The organism is Amycolatopsis sp. VC5-11, from assembly GCF_037034185.1.
GTDB classification, from domain to species: domain Bacteria; phylum Actinomycetota; class Actinomycetes; order Mycobacteriales; family Pseudonocardiaceae; genus Amycolatopsis; species Amycolatopsis nivea.
The window spans coordinates 341,844-359,192 of the sequence record NZ_JBAGKF010000004.1; the positions used below are offsets into that span (position 1 = coordinate 341,844).

General features: G+C 69.2%; 10 protein-coding genes. 6 read left to right on the top strand and 4 right to left on the bottom strand.

What is annotated here, in order from left to right:
* Positions 1-292 precede the first annotated feature (292 nt).
* The 3 genes from WA670_RS16530 to WA670_RS16540 all read left to right on the top strand — a co-directional run bounded on the left by WA670_RS16530 (position 293) and on the right by WA670_RS16540 (position 5,686).
* The gene (locus tag WA670_RS16530) at positions 293-4,525 is read left to right on the top strand and encodes a hypothetical protein (RefSeq protein WP_336158225.1); all 4,233 of its coding nucleotides are present in this window, start codon (positions 293-295) and stop codon (positions 4,523-4,525) included.
* Positions 4,526-4,940: 415 nt separating this feature from the next.
* Positions 4,941-5,363: a hypothetical protein gene (locus tag WA670_RS16535; RefSeq protein ID WP_158714471.1), complete on the top strand. Its 423-nt coding sequence runs from the start codon at positions 4,941-4,943 to the stop codon at positions 5,361-5,363.
* Positions 5,360-5,686 carry a hypothetical protein gene (locus tag WA670_RS16540; RefSeq protein ID WP_051728877.1) on the top strand — a complete coding sequence of 109 codons (327 nt, stop codon included), beginning with the start codon at positions 5,360-5,362 and terminating at the stop codon, positions 5,684-5,686. Before WA670_RS16535 ends, WA670_RS16540 begins: the two co-directional genes overlap by 4 nt.
* Before the next feature lie 59 nt (positions 5,687-5,745).
* Here WA670_RS16540 and WA670_RS16545 read toward each other — a convergent pair whose 3' ends face one another.
* On the bottom strand, positions 5,746-7,278 hold the full coding sequence (locus tag WA670_RS16545) for a DEAD/DEAH box helicase (RefSeq protein ID WP_275292093.1): 1,533 nt from the start codon (positions 7,276-7,278) through the stop codon (positions 5,746-5,748).
* Between the two features lie 278 nt (positions 7,279-7,556).
* Here WA670_RS16545 and WA670_RS16550 point away from each other — a divergent pair, with 278 nt between their 5' ends.
* A complete protein-coding gene (locus WA670_RS16550; protein WP_336158226.1) occupies positions 7,557-8,885 on the top strand; it encodes a serine hydrolase domain-containing protein in 1,329 nt (442 codons plus the stop codon).
* A 12-nt stretch (positions 8,886-8,897) separates the two neighbouring features.
* Complete coding sequence (locus WA670_RS16555) at positions 8,898-10,625, top strand: acyl-CoA dehydrogenase (protein ID WP_336158227.1); 1,728 nt, start codon at positions 8,898-8,900, stop codon at positions 10,623-10,625.
* Between the two features lie 55 nt (positions 10,626-10,680).
* On the opposite strand, the gene WA670_RS16560 is transcribed toward WA670_RS16555, so the two are convergent.
* Positions 10,681-13,104, bottom strand: a complete 2,424-nt coding sequence (locus WA670_RS16560) for a Tex family protein (protein ID WP_336158228.1) — start codon at positions 13,102-13,104, stop codon at positions 10,681-10,683.
* Between the two features lie 126 nt (positions 13,105-13,230).
* Here WA670_RS16560 and WA670_RS16565 point away from each other — a divergent pair, with 126 nt between their 5' ends.
* Positions 13,231-14,727, top strand: a complete 1,497-nt coding sequence (locus tag WA670_RS16565; protein WP_336158229.1) for a chitinase — start codon at positions 13,231-13,233, stop codon at positions 14,725-14,727.
* Here the strand turns inward: WA670_RS16565 and WA670_RS16570 are convergent.
* The gene (locus WA670_RS16570; protein ID WP_134663204.1) at positions 14,699-16,174 is read right to left on the bottom strand and encodes a flavin-containing monooxygenase; all 1,476 of its coding nucleotides are present in this window, start codon (positions 16,172-16,174) and stop codon (positions 14,699-14,701) included. The genes WA670_RS16565 and WA670_RS16570 overlap by 29 nt on opposite strands.
* 80 nt (positions 16,175-16,254) lie before the next feature.
* Positions 16,255-17,346, bottom strand: a complete 1,092-nt coding sequence (locus tag WA670_RS16575) for a winged helix DNA-binding domain-containing protein (RefSeq protein WP_336158230.1) — start codon at positions 17,344-17,346, stop codon at positions 16,255-16,257.
* Between the last annotated feature and the right edge of the window lie 3 nt (positions 17,347-17,349).

The window sequence follows — 17,349 nt, forward strand, 5'->3', positions numbered from 1 at the left end:
CGGTTCGGCGTACTGGTTCCGGCGATCCTGGCGCGCGTTTTTCGGTGGAATCGGTCCCGGTGTTAGCAAGAATGTGATGCGGTTCACTTCTATTATTTTGGAAAAGGAATCGTAAAGTGTTCTTGACTGGGTTTCGGTTGGTAACTTTATGAATTCGAAATCGCTCGCGGGTGCTCGCGGCTGGCTAGTCTCGGGCGGAGACGCGTGGTGATCGGACGGTCACCGGGGATCGCGTGGCATTTCACAGGGGGAATCGATGCGTACGGCGAAAGCCCGCTTTCGTGCTGCTCTGATGACGTTCTTGACCGCCTCCTTGGCCGCGGGAACGGTGCAGGCCCCGGCCGTCGCGGCCGAGGCGCCGCGAGCAGCGGCTTCCGCCGCGCCGGCGGGCAGCACGGATACCGATCGGGCCAAGACCTGGCGGTTGTGGCAGTTCGGCGGTCCGGCGACCAAACGGGACGCGGCGGTCGCGCTGGTCGGTTCCGACGCGGACGTCACGCGATTCCTCACCGCGCAAAAGGATGTCGACGCGTCCATCGACCGGAGCATCCACGTCAACCAGCTGATGTCCTCCGGCGGTGTCGCGACCCGGACGGCCGCGCAGAAGGCACTGGACGCCAACAGCGACGACGCACTCGAAACCTTCCTCGACACCGGCTGGGAAGGCGCGCACGAGAACGACCTCGCGCTGCGCGTCAACCAGATGATGGCCGCGGGCGGACCGCAGCTGAAGCAGGCCGCTCAGAAAGCCCTGGACGCCAACAGCGAAGAAGCTTTGCGGACCTTCCTCGCCACCGGCTGGAAGGTTCCGTTCGGGACCGACCAGGCGGTCAAGGTCAACCAGGAAATGGCCGCAGGCGGACCGGAGGTGAAGAAGACCGCGCAGCAGGCGCTGGACGCCAACACCGACGACGCCCTCACCCAGTTCCTGGCCATCGATCTTCCGGTCGCGCAAGCTCGCGACGCTGAAACAGCGACCATCGCCGACCTCGTCGCCACCGCCAACTCGGCTTCGGCGCAGGCAGCGACCCAAACTGAGCTGGCGAAACAGGAATCCGACCGCGCAGTCGCCGAAGCTGCTGCGGCGGCGAAGGCCGCGCAAGCCGCCAAGGACGCTGCTGCGGCCGCGCAGGGACATGCCGGTCAGGCGACCGAAGCTGCTTCGCAGGCTGCGTACGCCGCAAACCAGGCCGCGATCACCGCTCGAGAGGCGATCGGGGCCGCGAACGCTGCTTCGCGCGCCGCACACACTGCGGCCGCGGCGGCGTCTCGTGCTGCCGCGGCGGCTTCCCGCGCGGGACAAGCTGCGTCGAATGCGTACGACGCAGCTGCGCAGGCATCGCTCGATAAGGAGCACGCGGACGTCGCGCGCAATGCCGCGCAGACCGCGCGCGATGCCGCTGTAGGTGCGGAGAAAGCAGCTGGTGCTGCCCGCGCGGCGCGGACGGTGTCGCAGCAGGCGGAGAACGCGGGTGCCGCTGCACACGATGCTGCACTGCAGTCAAGCAACGCTGCCGCTGCCGCCACGGATGCCGCTAACAACGCTGCTGCCGCAGGCGCGGACGCACGTCAGGCGCAAGCCGCGGCCGCGACGGCTCGCGCGCAGGCGGCCCGCGCCGTCTCGGCGGCGAACGCGAGCCAGTCGTGGGCACACCAGGCGAGCGATGCCGCTGATCAGTCTGCGAACGCAGCGCACGCGGCTGCCCTCGACGCGAACGCCGCTGCGCAAGCGGCCGACGACGCGGCGGCACACGCGGGCGAGGCAGCGGACGCGGCGAAGAAAGCCACCGAGCACGCGAACGCCGCGACAGCCGCCGCGAACGCGGCGGTCACCGCGGCGAACCAGGCCATCCACATCGCGCAAGCCGCGCGCAAGGCGGACGACGACCGGATCGCGCAGGCCAGCCAAACGGCTGACGACGCCGCCAAATCAGCGTTGGCCGCTTACGCCGCACAGCCGAAACCGAAGCGGTGGGACGTCGACCAAGTCAGTACCTGGGACGCGGAAACCACCCGGTTGATCGCCGAAGCGACGGCGGCAGGCGCTCCGCGGGCCACGGTGCTCGCCGACGCGCGCAAGGTCGCGCTGACCCTGGCCGACACCGGAGGACAGTGGACGAAGGCGGCCGCGCAGGCGGCGCTCGCCGCGACCGACGACGAGGCGATCGACTTCGTCACCACCGGTGTGCAGGCCGCCGCCGGACAGGACGACCGGTCGATCCTCCGGCAACTGTGCGAAACAGCGACGACCGGTTTCCAGAACGCGGCGAACACCGCGCTCGCCGGCAGCGACGCTCAGGTACGCGACTTCCTGCGCAGCCGGGATTACGCGGGCCGGGAGCAGGACGACGCGCTGCAGGTCAACCAGATCATGTCGGGCGCTCGCACGGCCGGGCGCACGATCGTCGTCCAGTACGCGCAGAAGGCGCTGGACACGAACACGGACAAGGCTCTGCGCGACTTCCTCGATGTCGGCCAGTACACGGCTCTCGGAATCGACGACCAGGTCAAGGTCAACCAGGTCCTCTCCGGTGCCCGGAACGCCGGGCAGCGCGAGGTGGCCGCCGGAGCGCAGGCCGCGCTGGACGGACCGCCGACCCTGGCCCACGAGTTCTTGGCCGTCGGGCAGTACAGCGCGGCGCGGCGCGACCAGAACACTGCCGCGCACAACGCTGCGATCGATTCCTTGCTGGCCCAAGCGTCCCGCGCGGCCGCGAACGCGACTCACGACGCCAATGAAGCGCAGGCCGCAGCCGCCCGCGCCCGTAACGCGGCGGACGACGCGAACAGGTACGCACAAGAGGCCAACGCGGCCGCCGCCCAAGCCGCGGACTACGCGAAGACCGCGCAGGCGGCCGCCGACCGCGCAGCCGCGTCCGCTAAGCAGGCGCAGGATTCCGCGAACGCCGCCGCTCGGGCAGCGGCCTCCGCGGTCGCTTCCGCGGACGCGGCCGGCCGCTCGGCGGCCTGGGCGCAGCATTCCGCGCAGGTAGCCGCGAACTATGCCCGCGAGGCAGCGGATTCAGCCGCGACCGCGCATCAGATGGCGGTCGACGCGGGCAAGGACGCCCACGATGCCGCGGTCGCCGCTCAGCAGGCCTGGGAGGCCGTCGCCACCAAGGCGAAGGCGGAGAAACAGCAAGCGATCCAGGACCGGCAAGCGTCCTGCCGAGACCAGTACCGGTCGCACGACTCGCTGCTCTACCTGAACAACCAGGACTGCAACCTGCTGTTCTCCGGCAGCAAGGCCGACCAGGAGCGCATTCTCGCGCACCTGCAAGAGGTCTGCCGGAACATGAACCCGGCAGGCAGCGCCGACACCGCGCGCTGCCTCGACCCGCACAACCTGCTGAGCTCCAACTTCGCGGCCCGGCCGTTCGACGGCTCCGGTCAGGAACTCTCCGAGTACGGCGGCTTCGTCCTGATGGGCTTGGTCGCACTGGCCTGCCCGGAATGCGACCTGGTCGAACTCCTGGGCGGGGCGGTCGCCGACCTGGCGGACGGGGTCGGACTCGGCGAGATCTTCGCCGGGGACCTGCTCGACGCGGCCATGGGCAGCGCGCTGGACACGGTGACCTCGCGGGCCATCGCCGCGGCCGGCGAGGCCGGTGACCTAGCCGCTGAGGCGGTCGCGGAAGCGGCGCAAATGGCCAGGGTGGCGCAAGAGCTGTCGGAAAACCCGTTGCTGTGCGGGCTGAACAGCTTCACGCCCGAGACGCGGGTCTTGATGGCCGACGGGTCGGCGAAGCCGATCAAGGACGTCCGCGTCGGGGACGCGATCACCAACGCCCGCCCCGACGACGCGACGCGGCAGCAGCACACGGTGGCGCACATCAGCGTCACCGACACGGACACTGATTTCGTCGACCTGCGCATCGACACCCCGGCCGGCCCCCGGACGATCACGTCGACCGCGCACCATCTGATCTGGAACACCGGTGCCCATGCGTGGACCGCCGCGGCCGACCTGCGTCCCGGCGACCAACTCGACACGCCGGGGGACGGCCATGCCCGGCTGATCGACAGCCGCCGGTACACGGCGAACAGCCGGACGTACAACCTGGCGATCAACACCACGCACACGTTCTACGTGCTGGCCGGCGAGACGCCGATTCTGGTGCACAACGGGGCCAAGTGCATCGAAGAAGTCGAACCGGGAATCTTCCGCTACGACGACGGCTCGATCCGGACGTCGGACGGCAAGTTCGCGGGAACCGACGGGACGAACGTCGGGGCGGACGCGGAGAAGGCGGTGTGGGACGCACTCGAGGCGGATGGATTCAAGGTTGTCCGTGGCCGGGTGTACACCAAGGGGAATGGCGACCAAATCCGGGTCTACGACGGTGCGGTCGATCTCGGGAACGGCCGCTATCGCGGGCTGGAAATCAAGAGCGGCAACGCGAAAAAGACTACTGCGCAGAAGCGGTTCGACAATTGGGTCACAGCGGGCAATGTCGCGAGAGGCATCGGAAATTCGATTGGCTTTGCTATCGTCGACGTCGAGTTGAAGCAGGTCGGCGGCTGACCCGGTAGGACCGGGCGGCCGCGGCGGATTCGGGCAAGGTGGGCAGCATGTTTTCGACGAGTCGGGCCCTGGTCTCGAGAGGGTTGGCCGAGTACGGCGAAGAGGCGGTGGCCGAGTGGGTTTCCGGATGCGAGGACGACGACTTCCATCGGGTGTGCGGCGTCGCGGACTGGCTCCTGTCGGACCCCTCCGGCTGTCTGCCCGAGCCTGGGTTCACGCCGGTGGCTGCCTCCTCGATCGCCGCGGTTTTCGTGCATGACGGGCATCCGAGGAAGCTCGCCAGGTCCCGGAGGCGGAAGCTCCCGGAGTTGTCCAGGGAGGAAGCTCTGAAACTGTCTTTTTCCGGTTCTCCGAGTTCGCGTGACTTGGCGGTAAAAGGCAATTTTTACGGGGTGACCGAGGAATTCAAGTCGTTTTGGCAGCAGGCGCGGCGTCCGGGGCGTGCATGATCTCGGCAACAAGAGGCTTTATTCGACGATACCTTATCGAGTACGGCGAGGACACCGCGGCGGAGTGGGTCGTTTCGTGTACCGACGACGAACTGCTTCGGCTGGGCTGCATCGCTGGCTGGGTCTCGCACAACGGCCCGTCGACGCCTTCCGGCGCGGGAATGATGTTCTGCAAGGCGTTGGCGATCGGCGCGGTGTGCGTGCACGACGGGAAGCCGCGGAAATTGGCGCGGGCTCGGCGGAAGAAGCTGCCGGAGTTGTCGGAGGAGGAGCGTCGCCGCATTCGTGCGGAGGATTATCCGTACGCTTTGTCGTTGGAAATCCCGCAGGATTACGGCATTACGGACGAAATCAAGGAATTCTGGGCGGATCCCGGGCCGGTGCGGTGAAGGCGACGTTGCGGGCGTCCAACGGCGTCCAGGTGAAAGACGTGGCCGAGGACAACGTCGTCGCCGTGCTGGAAGCGATGGCACGGGATGGGAACGCAGTCGTGGCCAGCGACTCCGATCCGGACAACGTCTTTATTCAGGTGTGGCTTCGCGACAACGGCGTGTACCAGCTGGAATACCGGGACGGGAAGCCGACCAGTCATTACCAGACGCTGACTGTCTCGCGGGACAAGGTCGCCGCCGCCATCGTGGGATGGCTTGCCGACGACGACTCCTGGAAAGAAGCTTTCCAGTGGAAGGACATCGGCGACTGGTTCGCCTGATTTCCTCCGCACAGCAAAGCGGGCCGGAGACCTGATCTCCGACCCGCCCAGTGCACAACTCAGGAGTCTGACTGACGCCGTCCGCTCGAGCCGTTGCGGCGGTTTCGCGGCGGCTGGCCCGATCCGCGACGGTCAGCGCCAGCAGCGCGACGCCCAGCGCCCTCCGCGCCGCGGCGACCGGCACCCGTACCGCGACGCTGGTCTTCCCGGCGGGCCTGACCTGGCTGCCGCTCCGTGGAACGGGCCTCGCCGCCCTGTCGAGGTCCGCCGCGGCCGCCGGAGCGGCGGGGCTGCGAACCAGTCCGCGCGCCGAGTCCGCCGCGGTTTTCCGAGGGGGCGCCGCGGCGGCGGCCGGTGCCCGGTGCGGCACCGGAGGCGGTGACGGTCTTCGGGCGGTTGTCCACCACGGGGCGACGCGGCGAAGCGGTGAACGAGCGGTCCCCGGGGGCGAGCTCGGCCAGCAGCGGGTGCGTCGGCGAGATCCGCGTGGTGGTCGGCGAGATCCCGGCCTTGCGGGTCAGCGCACGGACGTCCGAGACCTGCTCGTCGGTCATCAGCGTCACCACGGTGCCCGACGCGCCCGCCCGGGCGGTGCGGCCGGAGCGGTGCAGGTACGCCTTGTGCTCGACCGGCGGGTCGGCGTGGATCACCAGCGTGACGTCGTCCACGTGGATGCCGCGGGCGGCGATGTCGGTGGCCACCAGGGTTTTCGCCGTGCCGGACGAGAACGCTTCCAGGTTGCGCGTGCGCGCGTTCTGGCCGAGGTTGCCGTGCAGTTCGACCGCGGGGACGCCGCTCGCGACGAGTTTGCGGGTGAGGGCCTTCGCGCGGTGCTTCGTGCGGGTGAAGACCAGGGTGCGGCCGGGGGCCGCGGTCAGGTCGACCAGGACGGGCAGGCGGTGGGTTTCCTCGAGGTGCAGCACGTGGTGCGTCATCGTCGAGACCGGGGACTGCGCCGAGTCGACGCTGTGCAGCATCGGGTCGTTCATGAAGCGCTTCGCGAGCACGTCGATGCCGTTGTCGAGGGTCGCGGAGAACAGCAGGCGCTGGCCGCGCTCGGGGGTGGCCGCCATGATGCGGCGGACCTCGGGCAGGAAGCCCAGGTCGGCCATGTGGTCGGCCTCGTCGAGGACGGTGATCTCGATCTTGTCCAGCTTCGCTTCGCCGGAGCGCATGTGGTCGGCGAGCCGGCCGGGGCAGGCGACGACGATGTCGACGCCGTCGCGCAGGCGGGTGATCTGCGGGTTCGCGCTCACGCCGCCGAAGATCGTGGTGGCCTTGAGGCCGAGCGGGCGCGCCAGCGGCACGATCGCGGCCTCGATCTGGGTGGCCAGTTCGCGCGTCGGGGCGAGGATCAGCGCCCGCGGACGGCCGGGGCGGCGCCGCGTGGGCCCGGCGGCGAGGCGGGCCAGCACGGGCAGCACGAAGCCGTAGGTCTTGCCGGAGCCGGTGCGGCCGCGGCCGAGCACGTCACGGCCCGCGAGCGTGTGCGGGAGCGTGGCGGCCTGGATCGGGAAGGGCTCGGTGACGCCCTGTGCGGCGAGCGCGTCGACAAGAGTCTTGGGCAGGCCGAGTTCGGTGAAAGTCGTCATGGGTTGGTGCGGACGCGACAGCGTCCCGTATCTCCGTACGTAGCGCGGTTGTCCTGCCCGGCGCGGCCTCGGGTGGCTGCGGCGCGTGGTCGTCGACAACAGTGAAACGCGGTCCGAGGCAGAACTGAGCGGACCGCATCGCCCACTGTACCGTCCCAAGATCCAGCGGGCTACGTGATATCGCCCGCAGGCCGCCACGCGCGAACCGACGAAGCGGGCGCGCGATGTTCGTCCGTTTCCACCATCGCCGCCGCGCACGCGGGTGCGAGGCTGGCCGCATGAGCACAGACGAACTCCGGGGACTGCTGGCGGAATGGGCGCGAGAAGCGAAAGTTCCCGGCGTCTCGGCCGGAATTTTCCACGAGGGCACGGAAACCCTGCTGACCGCGGGAGTATCCAGTGTGGACACGGGAGCGCCGGTCGACGACGGCACCCTGTTCATGATCGGCTCCACCAGCAAGACGTTCGCCGCCGCCGCGGTGCTCGTGCTGGTCGAGGACGGCGTGCTCGAACTGGACCGGCCGGTGGCCGAGTACCTCCCGGAGCTGAGGCTCGCCGACCCGCTCGCCACCAAGACGGTGACGCTGCGCCACCTCCTCACGCATTCGTCCGGCTTCCTCGGCGACATCGAGGTCGACACCGGATGGGGCGACGACGCGCTCGCCCGCGCCGTGGAGCAATTCGCCGAGCTGCCGCAGGTGTTCCCGGTCGGTGAGGTGTTCTCCTACTGCAACGCTGGCTTCCTGCTGGCCGGCCGCGTCGCCGAGGCGGTGTCTGGGGGCACTTACGAGGACCTGGTCCGCACCCGGCTGCTCGAACCGCTCGGGATGACCGACTCGTACTTCCAGCCCTGGGAGGTGCTGACCCGGCGGCACGCGGTCGGGCACGCGCTGCGCGAGGACGGTCCGGCGGTCGCGCACACCGTCGGCATCTCCCGGGCCGAAGCCGCGGCCGGCGGCCTCTGGTCGACCGCCCGCGACCAGCTGAAATGGGCTCGATTCCAGCTGACCGGCGCGGACGTGCTGAGCGACGAGACCCGCCGCCTCATGCACGCCGCGCAGCGCACGGGCGCGCTGCCGTTCGAGGAGGTCGGGCTGTCCTGGCTGCGGCTGAGCCACGGCGACGCCCAGGTGGTGCGGCACGGCGGCAACATCAGCAACCTGCAGCTGTCGGAGTTCGTGATGGTGCCGAGCGAGAACCTCGCGGTCACCGTCCTCACCAACAGTGCGGGCGGCGGCGCGCTCGGCCCGCGGATCGTCGACTGGTGCCTGGAGAACGTGGCTGACCTGCCGAAACCGGGCGGTCGTCCGACCCGGGCAGTCGACCCGGGCGACTGCCCTGGACGGTATCGGACCGGTTCGCTCCTCTTCGAAATCACCGAACGCGACGGCTCGCTCTGGGCGCAGATGATCCTCGACACCGAGGATCCGGACATCCTCTCCGCGCCGCCGTTCGAGGTCGTCTTCGTCGCCGACGACGTGCTCGCCCGCGCCTCCGACACCAGCAGGCCGAGCGCCCGTTTTCGGCGCGACGGCCACGGCCGGGTGGACGCGGTGGAGTTCGGCGGCCGCACCGCGCTAAAGTTACCGGGCAGTAATATCGGCTGACCTGGAGATGCGATGAGCGAAACGGCGACAGCGCTGCTGAACCCGCGCGACTACGACGCCCGGAAGTTCGACCCGGAGACCCAGCGGCTGCTGCGGGCGACGATCGACTGGTTCGAAGCGCGCGGCAAACGCCGTCTCGCGCAGGCGTACCACGACCGCGAGTTCTACGCCGACTTCCTGGAGTTCGCGGGCAAGGAAGGCCTGTTCGCCACGTTCCTCACCCCGGCCGCGGATTCCGCGGGCGACCCGGACAAGCGCTGGGACACCAGCCGGATCGCCGCGCTGGCGGAAATCCTCGGCTTCTACGGGCTCAACTACTGGTACCCGTTCCAGGTCACCGTCCTCGGCCTCGGACCGGTGTGGCAGAGCGGGAACGCGGCCGCCCGCAAGCGTGCCGCGGAGGCGCTGGCCGAGGGCGGCGTCGGCGCGTTCGGACTGTCCGAAAAGGAGCACGGTGCGGACATCTACTCGTCCGACCTCGTGCTCACCCCGGACGGCGAGGGCGGCTACCGCGCGAACGGGTCGAAGTACTACATCGGCAACGGGAACTGCGCGCGCACGGTTTCGGTGTTCGGCCGGATCGACGGCGTCGAAGGACCCGAGCAGTACGTGTTCTTCTACGCCGATTCCGAGCACCCGAACTACCACGTCGTGAAGAACATCGTGCCGTCGCAGATGTACGTCGCGGAGTTCCGGCTCGAGGACTACCCGGTGCGCGCCGAGGACATCCTCCACACCGGGGCGGAAGCCTTCAGCGCCGCGCTGAACACGGTCAACATCGGCAAGTTCAACCTGTGCTTCGGCGGCATCGGGATGGCGACGCATTCGCTGTACGAGGCGATCACGCACGCGCAGAACCGGATCCTGTACGGCAACCCGGTCACCGATTTCCCGCACGTGCGCCGCGAATTCGTCGAGGCGTACGCGCGGCTGACCGGGATGAAGCTGTTCTCCGACCGCGCGATCGACTACTTCCGCTCGGCGAACCAGCGGGACCGCCGCTACCTGCTGTACAACCCGATCACCAAGATGAAGGTGACCACCGAGGCGCAGAAGGTGATCGGACTGGTCGCGGATGTCGTGGCGGCCAAGGGTTTCGAGGCCGACACCTACCTCGCGATGGCCAAGAACGACATCGACGGCCTGCCCAAGCTGGAGGGCACGGTCGCGGTGAACCTCGCGCTGATCGCGAAGTTCATGCCCGCGTACCTGTTCGCGCCGCAGGAATACCCGGCGGTGCCGACCCGCGACGACGCCTCCGACGACGACTTCCTGTTCCGGCAGGGCCCGGCGCGCGGGCTGTCGAAGATCCGGTTCCACGACTGGAAACCGGCGTACGAGAACGCGAAGCACCTGCCGAACGTCGCCCGCTTCACCGAGCAGGCCAACGTGCTGGTGCGGCTGCTTTCCGAGGCGACGCCGGACGAGGCGCAGCAGAAAGACCTGGACTTCGGCCTCGCGCTGACCGAACTGTTCACACTCGTCGTGTACGGGCAGCTGATCCTGGAGCAGGCTGAGCTGACCGGCGTGTCAGACGATGTGCTGGACCAGCTGTTCGCGGTGCTGGTGCAGGACTTCAGCGTCGCCGCGGTCGATCTGCACGGCAAGTCGAGCTCGACGGAGAAGCAGCAGGAGCTGGCGCTGGCCGGGCTGCGGAAGCCGGTCGTTGATGCCGAGCGGTTCAACCGCGTGTGGGAAAAGGTGCGCGCGCTTTCCGGCGCGTACGAGATGAATCCCTGAGCCCAGACAACGAAAACGGCCTCCCGAGCAGTTCGGGAGGCCGTTTTCCGTTGTGCTACTTGCCGAATCCGGCGCGCCGCAGCGCGTCCGCCATCGCGCCGCCGCCCCCGGAATCACGACGGTCCCGGCCGCCGCCGCGCTGCTGCGGCTGGTTCCGGCGCTGACCGCCGCCGCCCTGACCGCCGCCACCGCCGCCCTGGCCGCGATCACGGCCGCCGCCACCGCCGCGGTTGTTGCCCGCACCCGGCTCGTCGTCCAGGCGCAGGGTCAGCGAGATCCGCTTGCGCGGCACGTCGACCTCCAGGACCTTCACCTTGACGATGTCGCCCGGCTTCACGACGTCGCGCGGGTCCTTCACGAAGTTCTTCGACAGCGCCGAAACGTGCGCGAGGCCGTCCTGGTGCACGCCGACGTCGATGAACGCGCCGAACGCGGCCACGTTCGTCACCACGCCCTCCAGGCGCATGCCCGGCTTGAGGTCGCCGATCTTCTCGACGCCCTCGGCGAAGGTCGCGGTCTTGAACGCCGGACGCGGGTCGCGGCCCGGCTTCTCCAGTTCGGACAGGATGTCGGTGACCGTCGGGAGCCCGAAGGTGTCGTCGACGAACTCCGTGGGCTTCAGCGCCTGCAGGGTCCGCGCGTTGCCGATCAGCTCGCGGATGCCGGTGCCGGTGCGGTCGAGGATCCGCCGCACCACCGGGTACGCCTCCGGGTGCACCGAGGACGCGTCGAGCGGGTCGTCGCCGTCCGGGATCCGGAGGAAGCCCGCGCACTGCTCGAACGCCTTCGGGCCGAGCCGCGCGACGTCCTTGAGCGCGGTCCGCGAGCGGAACGGGCCGTTGGAGTCGCGATGCGCCACGATGTTCTCCGCGAGCGAGGTCGTGATGCCCGAAACCCGGGTCAGCAGCGGCGCGGACGCGGTGTTCACGTCCACGCCGACCGCGTTCACGCAGTCCTCGACGACCGCGTCCAGCGAACGCGACAGCGACACCTCGGACAGGTCGTGCTGGTACTGGCCGACGCCGATCGACTTCGGGTCGATCTTCACCAGTTCGGCCAGCGGGTCCTGCAGCCGGCGCGCGATCGAGACCGCGCCGCGCAGCGAGACGTCCATGCCCGGCAGTTCCTGCGAAGCGAACGCCGACGCCGAGTACACCGACGCGCCCGCCTCGGACACGACGGCCTTGGTGAGCTTCAGCTCCGGGTGCTTCTTGATCAGCTCGATCGCCAGCTTGTCGGTCTCGCGCGAGGCGGTGCCGTTGCCGATCGAGATCAGGTCGACGTTGTGCTTCCCGGCCAGCACGGCCAGCTCCGCGATCGACTGGTCCCACTTGTTCGCCGGCTGGTGCGGGTAGATGACGTGGGTGTCGACGACCTTGCCGGTCGCGTCGACCACGGCCACCTTCACGCCGGTGCGGAAGCCCGGGTCGAGGCCCATCGTCGCGCGGGTGCCCGCCGGGGCGGCCAGCAGCAGGTCGCGCAGGTTCGCGGCGAACACGCGCACGGCGTCGTCCTCGGCCGACTGGCGCAGCCGCATCCGCAGGTCGATGCCCAGGTGAAGGAGGATCTTCGTGCGCCAGGCCCAGCGCACGGTGTCGCCGAGCCACTTGTCCGCCGGGCGGTCCTGCTGGCTGATGCCGAACCGCGCGGCGATGCGCTGCTCGTACTCGGTCGGGCCGACGCGGACCGGAGCGTCCTCGGCGACCGGCTCGGAAGGCTCCATCGACAGGTCGAGGATCTCTTCCTTCTCGCCGCGGAGCATCGCGAGGATCCGGTGCGAGGGGAGCTTGGTGTAGGGCTCGGAGAAGTCGAAGTAGTCGGAGAACTTGGCCCCGTCGGTCTCCTTGCCCGCGCGGACCTTCGACGCCAGATGGCCCTCGGTCCACATCTTCTCGCGCAGCTCGCCGATCAGGTCGGCGTCCTCGGCGAAGCGCTCGACCAGGATGGCGCGCGCGCCGTCGAGGGCGGCCTGCGCGTCCGCGACGCCCTTGTCCGCGTCGACGAATACCGCGGCGGCCGCCTGCGGATCGGTCGTCGGGTCGTTCAGCAGGCCGTCGGCCAGCGGCTCCAGACCGGCCTCGCGGGCGATCTGCGCCTTGGTCCGCCGCTTCGGCTTGTAGGGCAGGTAGATGTCCTCCAGCCGCGACTTCGTGTCCGCGGCGAGGATCTGCGCCTCGAGCGCCTCGTCCAGCTTGCCCTGGCTCCGGATGGACTCCAGGACCGCGGCGCGGCGCTCGTCGAGCTCGCGCAGGTAGCGCAGCCGCTCCTCGAGCGTGCGCAGCTGCGCGTCGTCCAGCTCTCCGGTGACTTCCTTGCGGTACCGGGCGATGAACGGCACCGTGGACCCCTCGTCGAGGAGGGTGACGGCGGCCTTGACCTGCCCTTCGCGCACCCCCAGCTCTTCGGCGATCCGCTGCTCGACCGACTGCACGCTCAAAACCAGGCTCCTGCTTCGTCTCGGGTTGCTCCGAGCCTGCATTGTGCCGCTGCCCGCCCCGCGCGCTGCGGATGGCCCGCCGAAGCACCTCCGGAAGTTCCTTGACATCCGTATTGGTCTAGTCCATTTTGAGGTGATCTGGCTCACTGCCCCTGCGGAGGTCTGCCCGTGTCCCCACACCCGTCCCCCCGGCGGCTGCCCGCCCTGGTGTCCCTGCTGGCCTCGGTCGCGCTCGCGCTCGGAGTCACGCTGGCCCTCGGCACCACCAGCGCGTCGGCCGCGAACATCCTCGCCAATCCCGGCTTCGAGAGCGGCTCGCTCTCCGGCTGGACCTGCACCGGCACCTCGTCGGTCGTCTCGACCCAGGCGCACGACGGCAGCCACTCGCTGAGCGCGGTGCCCTCCGGTTCCGACACCGGGCAGTGCTCCCAGCAGGTCACCGTGCAGCCCAACACCGCGTACAAGCTGTCCGCGTGGGTCCAGGGCAGCTACGTCTACCTCGGCGTCTCCGGTTCGGCCGTGCAGAACACCTGGACGCCCGGAGCGACCGGCTGGCAGCAGCTCAGCCTGAGCTTCACCACCGGCTCGTCCACGAGCCTCACGGTGTACCTGCACGGCTGGTACGGCCAGCCCGCCTACCTCGCCGACGACGTCAGCCTCGACGGCCCGGGCACCCCGCCCACGACCTCCACTTCGCCGACGACGCCCACGACCCCGACCACTCCGACCACGCCGCCGACGACCACCACGACCAGCACCCCGCCGCACAACGGCGACCTGCCGAAGCACATCCTCACCGGCTACTGGCAGAACTTCGACAACGGCGCGAAGACCCTGAAGCTCGCTGACGTGCCCACGACGTACAACGTCATCGCGATCGCCTTCGCCGACGCGACCACGACGCCCGGCGCGGTGAGCTTCACACTCGACCCGGCGTTGTCGTCGAAACTCGGCGGCTACACCGACGCGCAGTTCCGCGCGGACATCAAGACCGTGCAGGCACGCGGCCAGAAGGTGATCATCTCGGTCGGCGGCGAGAAGGGCACGATCAGCGTCGGCGACAGCCAGTCGGCGAGCAACTTCGCCAACTCGGTGAAGCAGCTGATCTCGACCTACGGCTTCGACGGCGTCGACATCGACCTGGAGAACGGCATCAACGCCACCTACATGGGGCAGGCGCTGCGCAGCATCCACGACGGCGGCGGCTCGGTGATCACCATGGCGCCGCAGACGATCGACATGCAGTCCACCCAGGGCGGCTACTTCCAGCTGGCGCTGAACGTCAAGGACATCCTCACCGTCGTCAACATGCAGTACTACAACTCGGGCGCGATGAACGGCTGCAACGGGAACGTCTACTCCCAGGGCACCGTCGACTTCCTCACCGCGCTCTCGTGCATCCAGCTGCAGGGCGGACTGCGGGCCGACCAGGTCGCGTTCGGGCTGCCGTCCTCGGGCTCGGCGGCCGGCGGCGGGTACCAGTCGCCGTCGAACGTCGTGTCGGCGATGAACTGCATGGCCAAGGGCACCGGCTGCGCTTCGTTCAAGCCTTCGACGACCTACCCGGAGTTCCGCGGCGCGATGACCTGGTCCATCAACTGGGACGCGTCGAACGGCTACTCCTTCTCCAACACGGTCAGCGCGGGCCTGAAGAACCTGCCCTGATCGAACGCACCAGGTAGTCGGCCGGGTCGAGTGCCCTGGTCCGGCGGTCGTATTCGGTGACCAGCCCGGGCCAGTTGGTGCTCACCCGGCCGTTCTCCTGCCGGTACCAGCTCGTGCACCCGCTCCAGACGCTGTGCGAGAGCCGCGCCTGCACCTCGCGGTCGTAGCGCTCCTCGACCTCGGCGCGCACCTCCAGCGACGCCACGTCCGGCCGGGCGAGGTGCTCGACGGCCTGGCGGAGGTAGCGGGCTTGCCGTTCGATCATGTAGATGATCGAACCCGCGCCGAGGTTGGTGTTGGGGCCGTAGACGCAGAACAGGTTCGGGAATCCCGGCACCGTCATGCCGAGGTACGCCCGCGCGCCGCCGCTCCACGCCTCGGCCAGCGACCGTCCGTCGCGGCCGAACACCTTCATCGGGCCGAGGAATTCCGTCGCCTTGAATCCGGTGCCGTAGATCAGCACGTCCGCCTCGTGCTCGACGCCGTCCGCGGTGCGCACGCCGCGCGGGGTGATCTCCTTGATCGAGGACGTTTCGACCGACACGTTCGGCTGGGCGAGCGCGGGCAGGTAGTCGTTGGTGAACAAGATCCGCTTGCAGCCCAGCGGATAGTCCGGCTTGACCTTGCGGCGCAGCGTGCGGTCCTTGAGATGACGGCGGCGCAGTTGAGCGGTGCGCAGTTCGAAGGCCTTGGTCAGCACCGGGTGCCGCGTCATGCCGTAGGTCGCGTACTCGGCGAGCAGGAAGATCCGCGCGCGGCCGAACAGCTGCGTCTTCGGCACGCGACGGAAAAGCCGCTTCTGCCAGGCTTTGTAGCGGCCGTCGTTCTTGGCCATGATGTAGGGCGGCGTGCGCTGGAAGACCGTGACGTGCGCGGCTTCCTTGCGGATCTCCGGCACGAACTGGATCGCACTCGCGCCGGTGCCGATCACCGCGATCCGCTTGCCCGCCAACGGGATTTCGTGATTCCACTCCGCGGAGTGGAAGGCCGCTCCCGCGAAGGTTTCGCGGCCGGGGATCGACGGCAAGGCGGGCCGGGAAAGCTGGCCGACGGCGGGCACGAAGACGTCTGCCTCGAAGGTTTCGCCCTGTGCGGTCTCGACGCGCCAGCGGCCGTCGTCGTAGGTCGCGGACGTGACCTCGCGGCCGTACCGGATGTGCGGTTCGATGCCGTATTTCGCGATCACGCGCTTGAGGTAGGCGTGGATGTCCGGCTGCATCGCGTACCGCTTCGGCCAGTCCGGATTGGGCTCGAAGGAGAACGAGTACAGCGGCGACGGGATGTCGCAGGCCGCGCCGGGGTAGGTGTTCTCGCGCCACACGCCGCCCGGTTCGGCCGCCCGCTCGAGGATCGTGACGTTCGGGAAACCGGCGCGCTTCAGCTCGATCGCGGCGCCGATTCCGCCGAACCCGGTGCCGACGATCAGCACCGACGGGGTGTCGTCCATAGGCCGAAGTTACGCAGGCGGCCGCCGGTGCGGAAGGCACGAACGGCCACTCGATCGAGAATTCCGGCCAGCGGACGCGGCTACCCGGGCACGACCTGGACCTCGTGCGTCTTGCCGGGCTCGGCCCACGCGAGCAGCTTTCGCGCGGAGCTTTCCAACGCTGCCGTGTTGTGTTTCGCGAGCCGTTCAAACGGGGTGAGGACCATCGTCGCCGACGCGCGGCTGGTGGTGGTCTCCCAGATTCCCCGGACCTGGCCGTCGACCAGCAGGGTGCCTTTGACCAGGCCGTTGATGGTGATCACGCGTTTGCGGTGCTCGTCGCTGATCATCCGGGTGCGGTCGGCGTAGGACAGCAGCGTCTGGTCGAACGGACCGAGCAGCCTCGTCGGCGCGGGCGTGTCCTCGTCAGGCAGCGTCGCGTCCGGCAGGTCGTAGAGCGTGCGTCCTTCGGGGTCGAGGTACGTGCGCAAGTCCATCTCCTCAACCACCTCGCCGAGCTTCGTGACGCCGGCCCAGGCCTGCACGTCAGCCACCGACGCCGGGCCGAACGCGGCGAGATAGCGGCGGACCAGTTCGGCGGCGGACTGCTCCGGCGCGTCGACGCCGTCGAGCCAGTGGTCCGCGACCTGGTAGGTGGGCTGCCCGGCCTTGCCCCACACGCCGCGCGGCGGGATCTGCACGAGCGGCAGGATGGCGCGGACCAGGAACATCAGCGACCCGGCCGGCGTCTCCGGATAGTGCTCGACCAGCGCTTTGCCGAGCTGATCGCTCGAATACGGCCGCTCGCGCAGCAACTCGCTGGTCGTCTTCGCCACCGCGTCGTGGTCGAGTTTGGACAGCGGTTCCCGATGCTGGTTGGCCGCGGTCAGGGCGCGGTCCATGACGATCTGCACCAGCGGCCGCCACGCGAGCGCGTCCGCGGCCGGGACGAGGTGCACCGTGCCGCGCATCAGCACCATCCGCACCACGCTGCGGTCGAGCAGCAGGCTCGCGAGATCGTCCGGCTGGAAGCCCTGCAACCGGCACCACAGCGCGTAGTACGGCGGGAACGGCGCTTGCGCTTGCAGTCCGGCGAGGTGGGTGACGGCGTCGAGCACCGGCATCTTGGCGGGCTTCAGGAGCAGTTGCCGGTGGAGGGTGGCGCGGTTGAGGACGCGGTGGGAAAGGTGCACGGC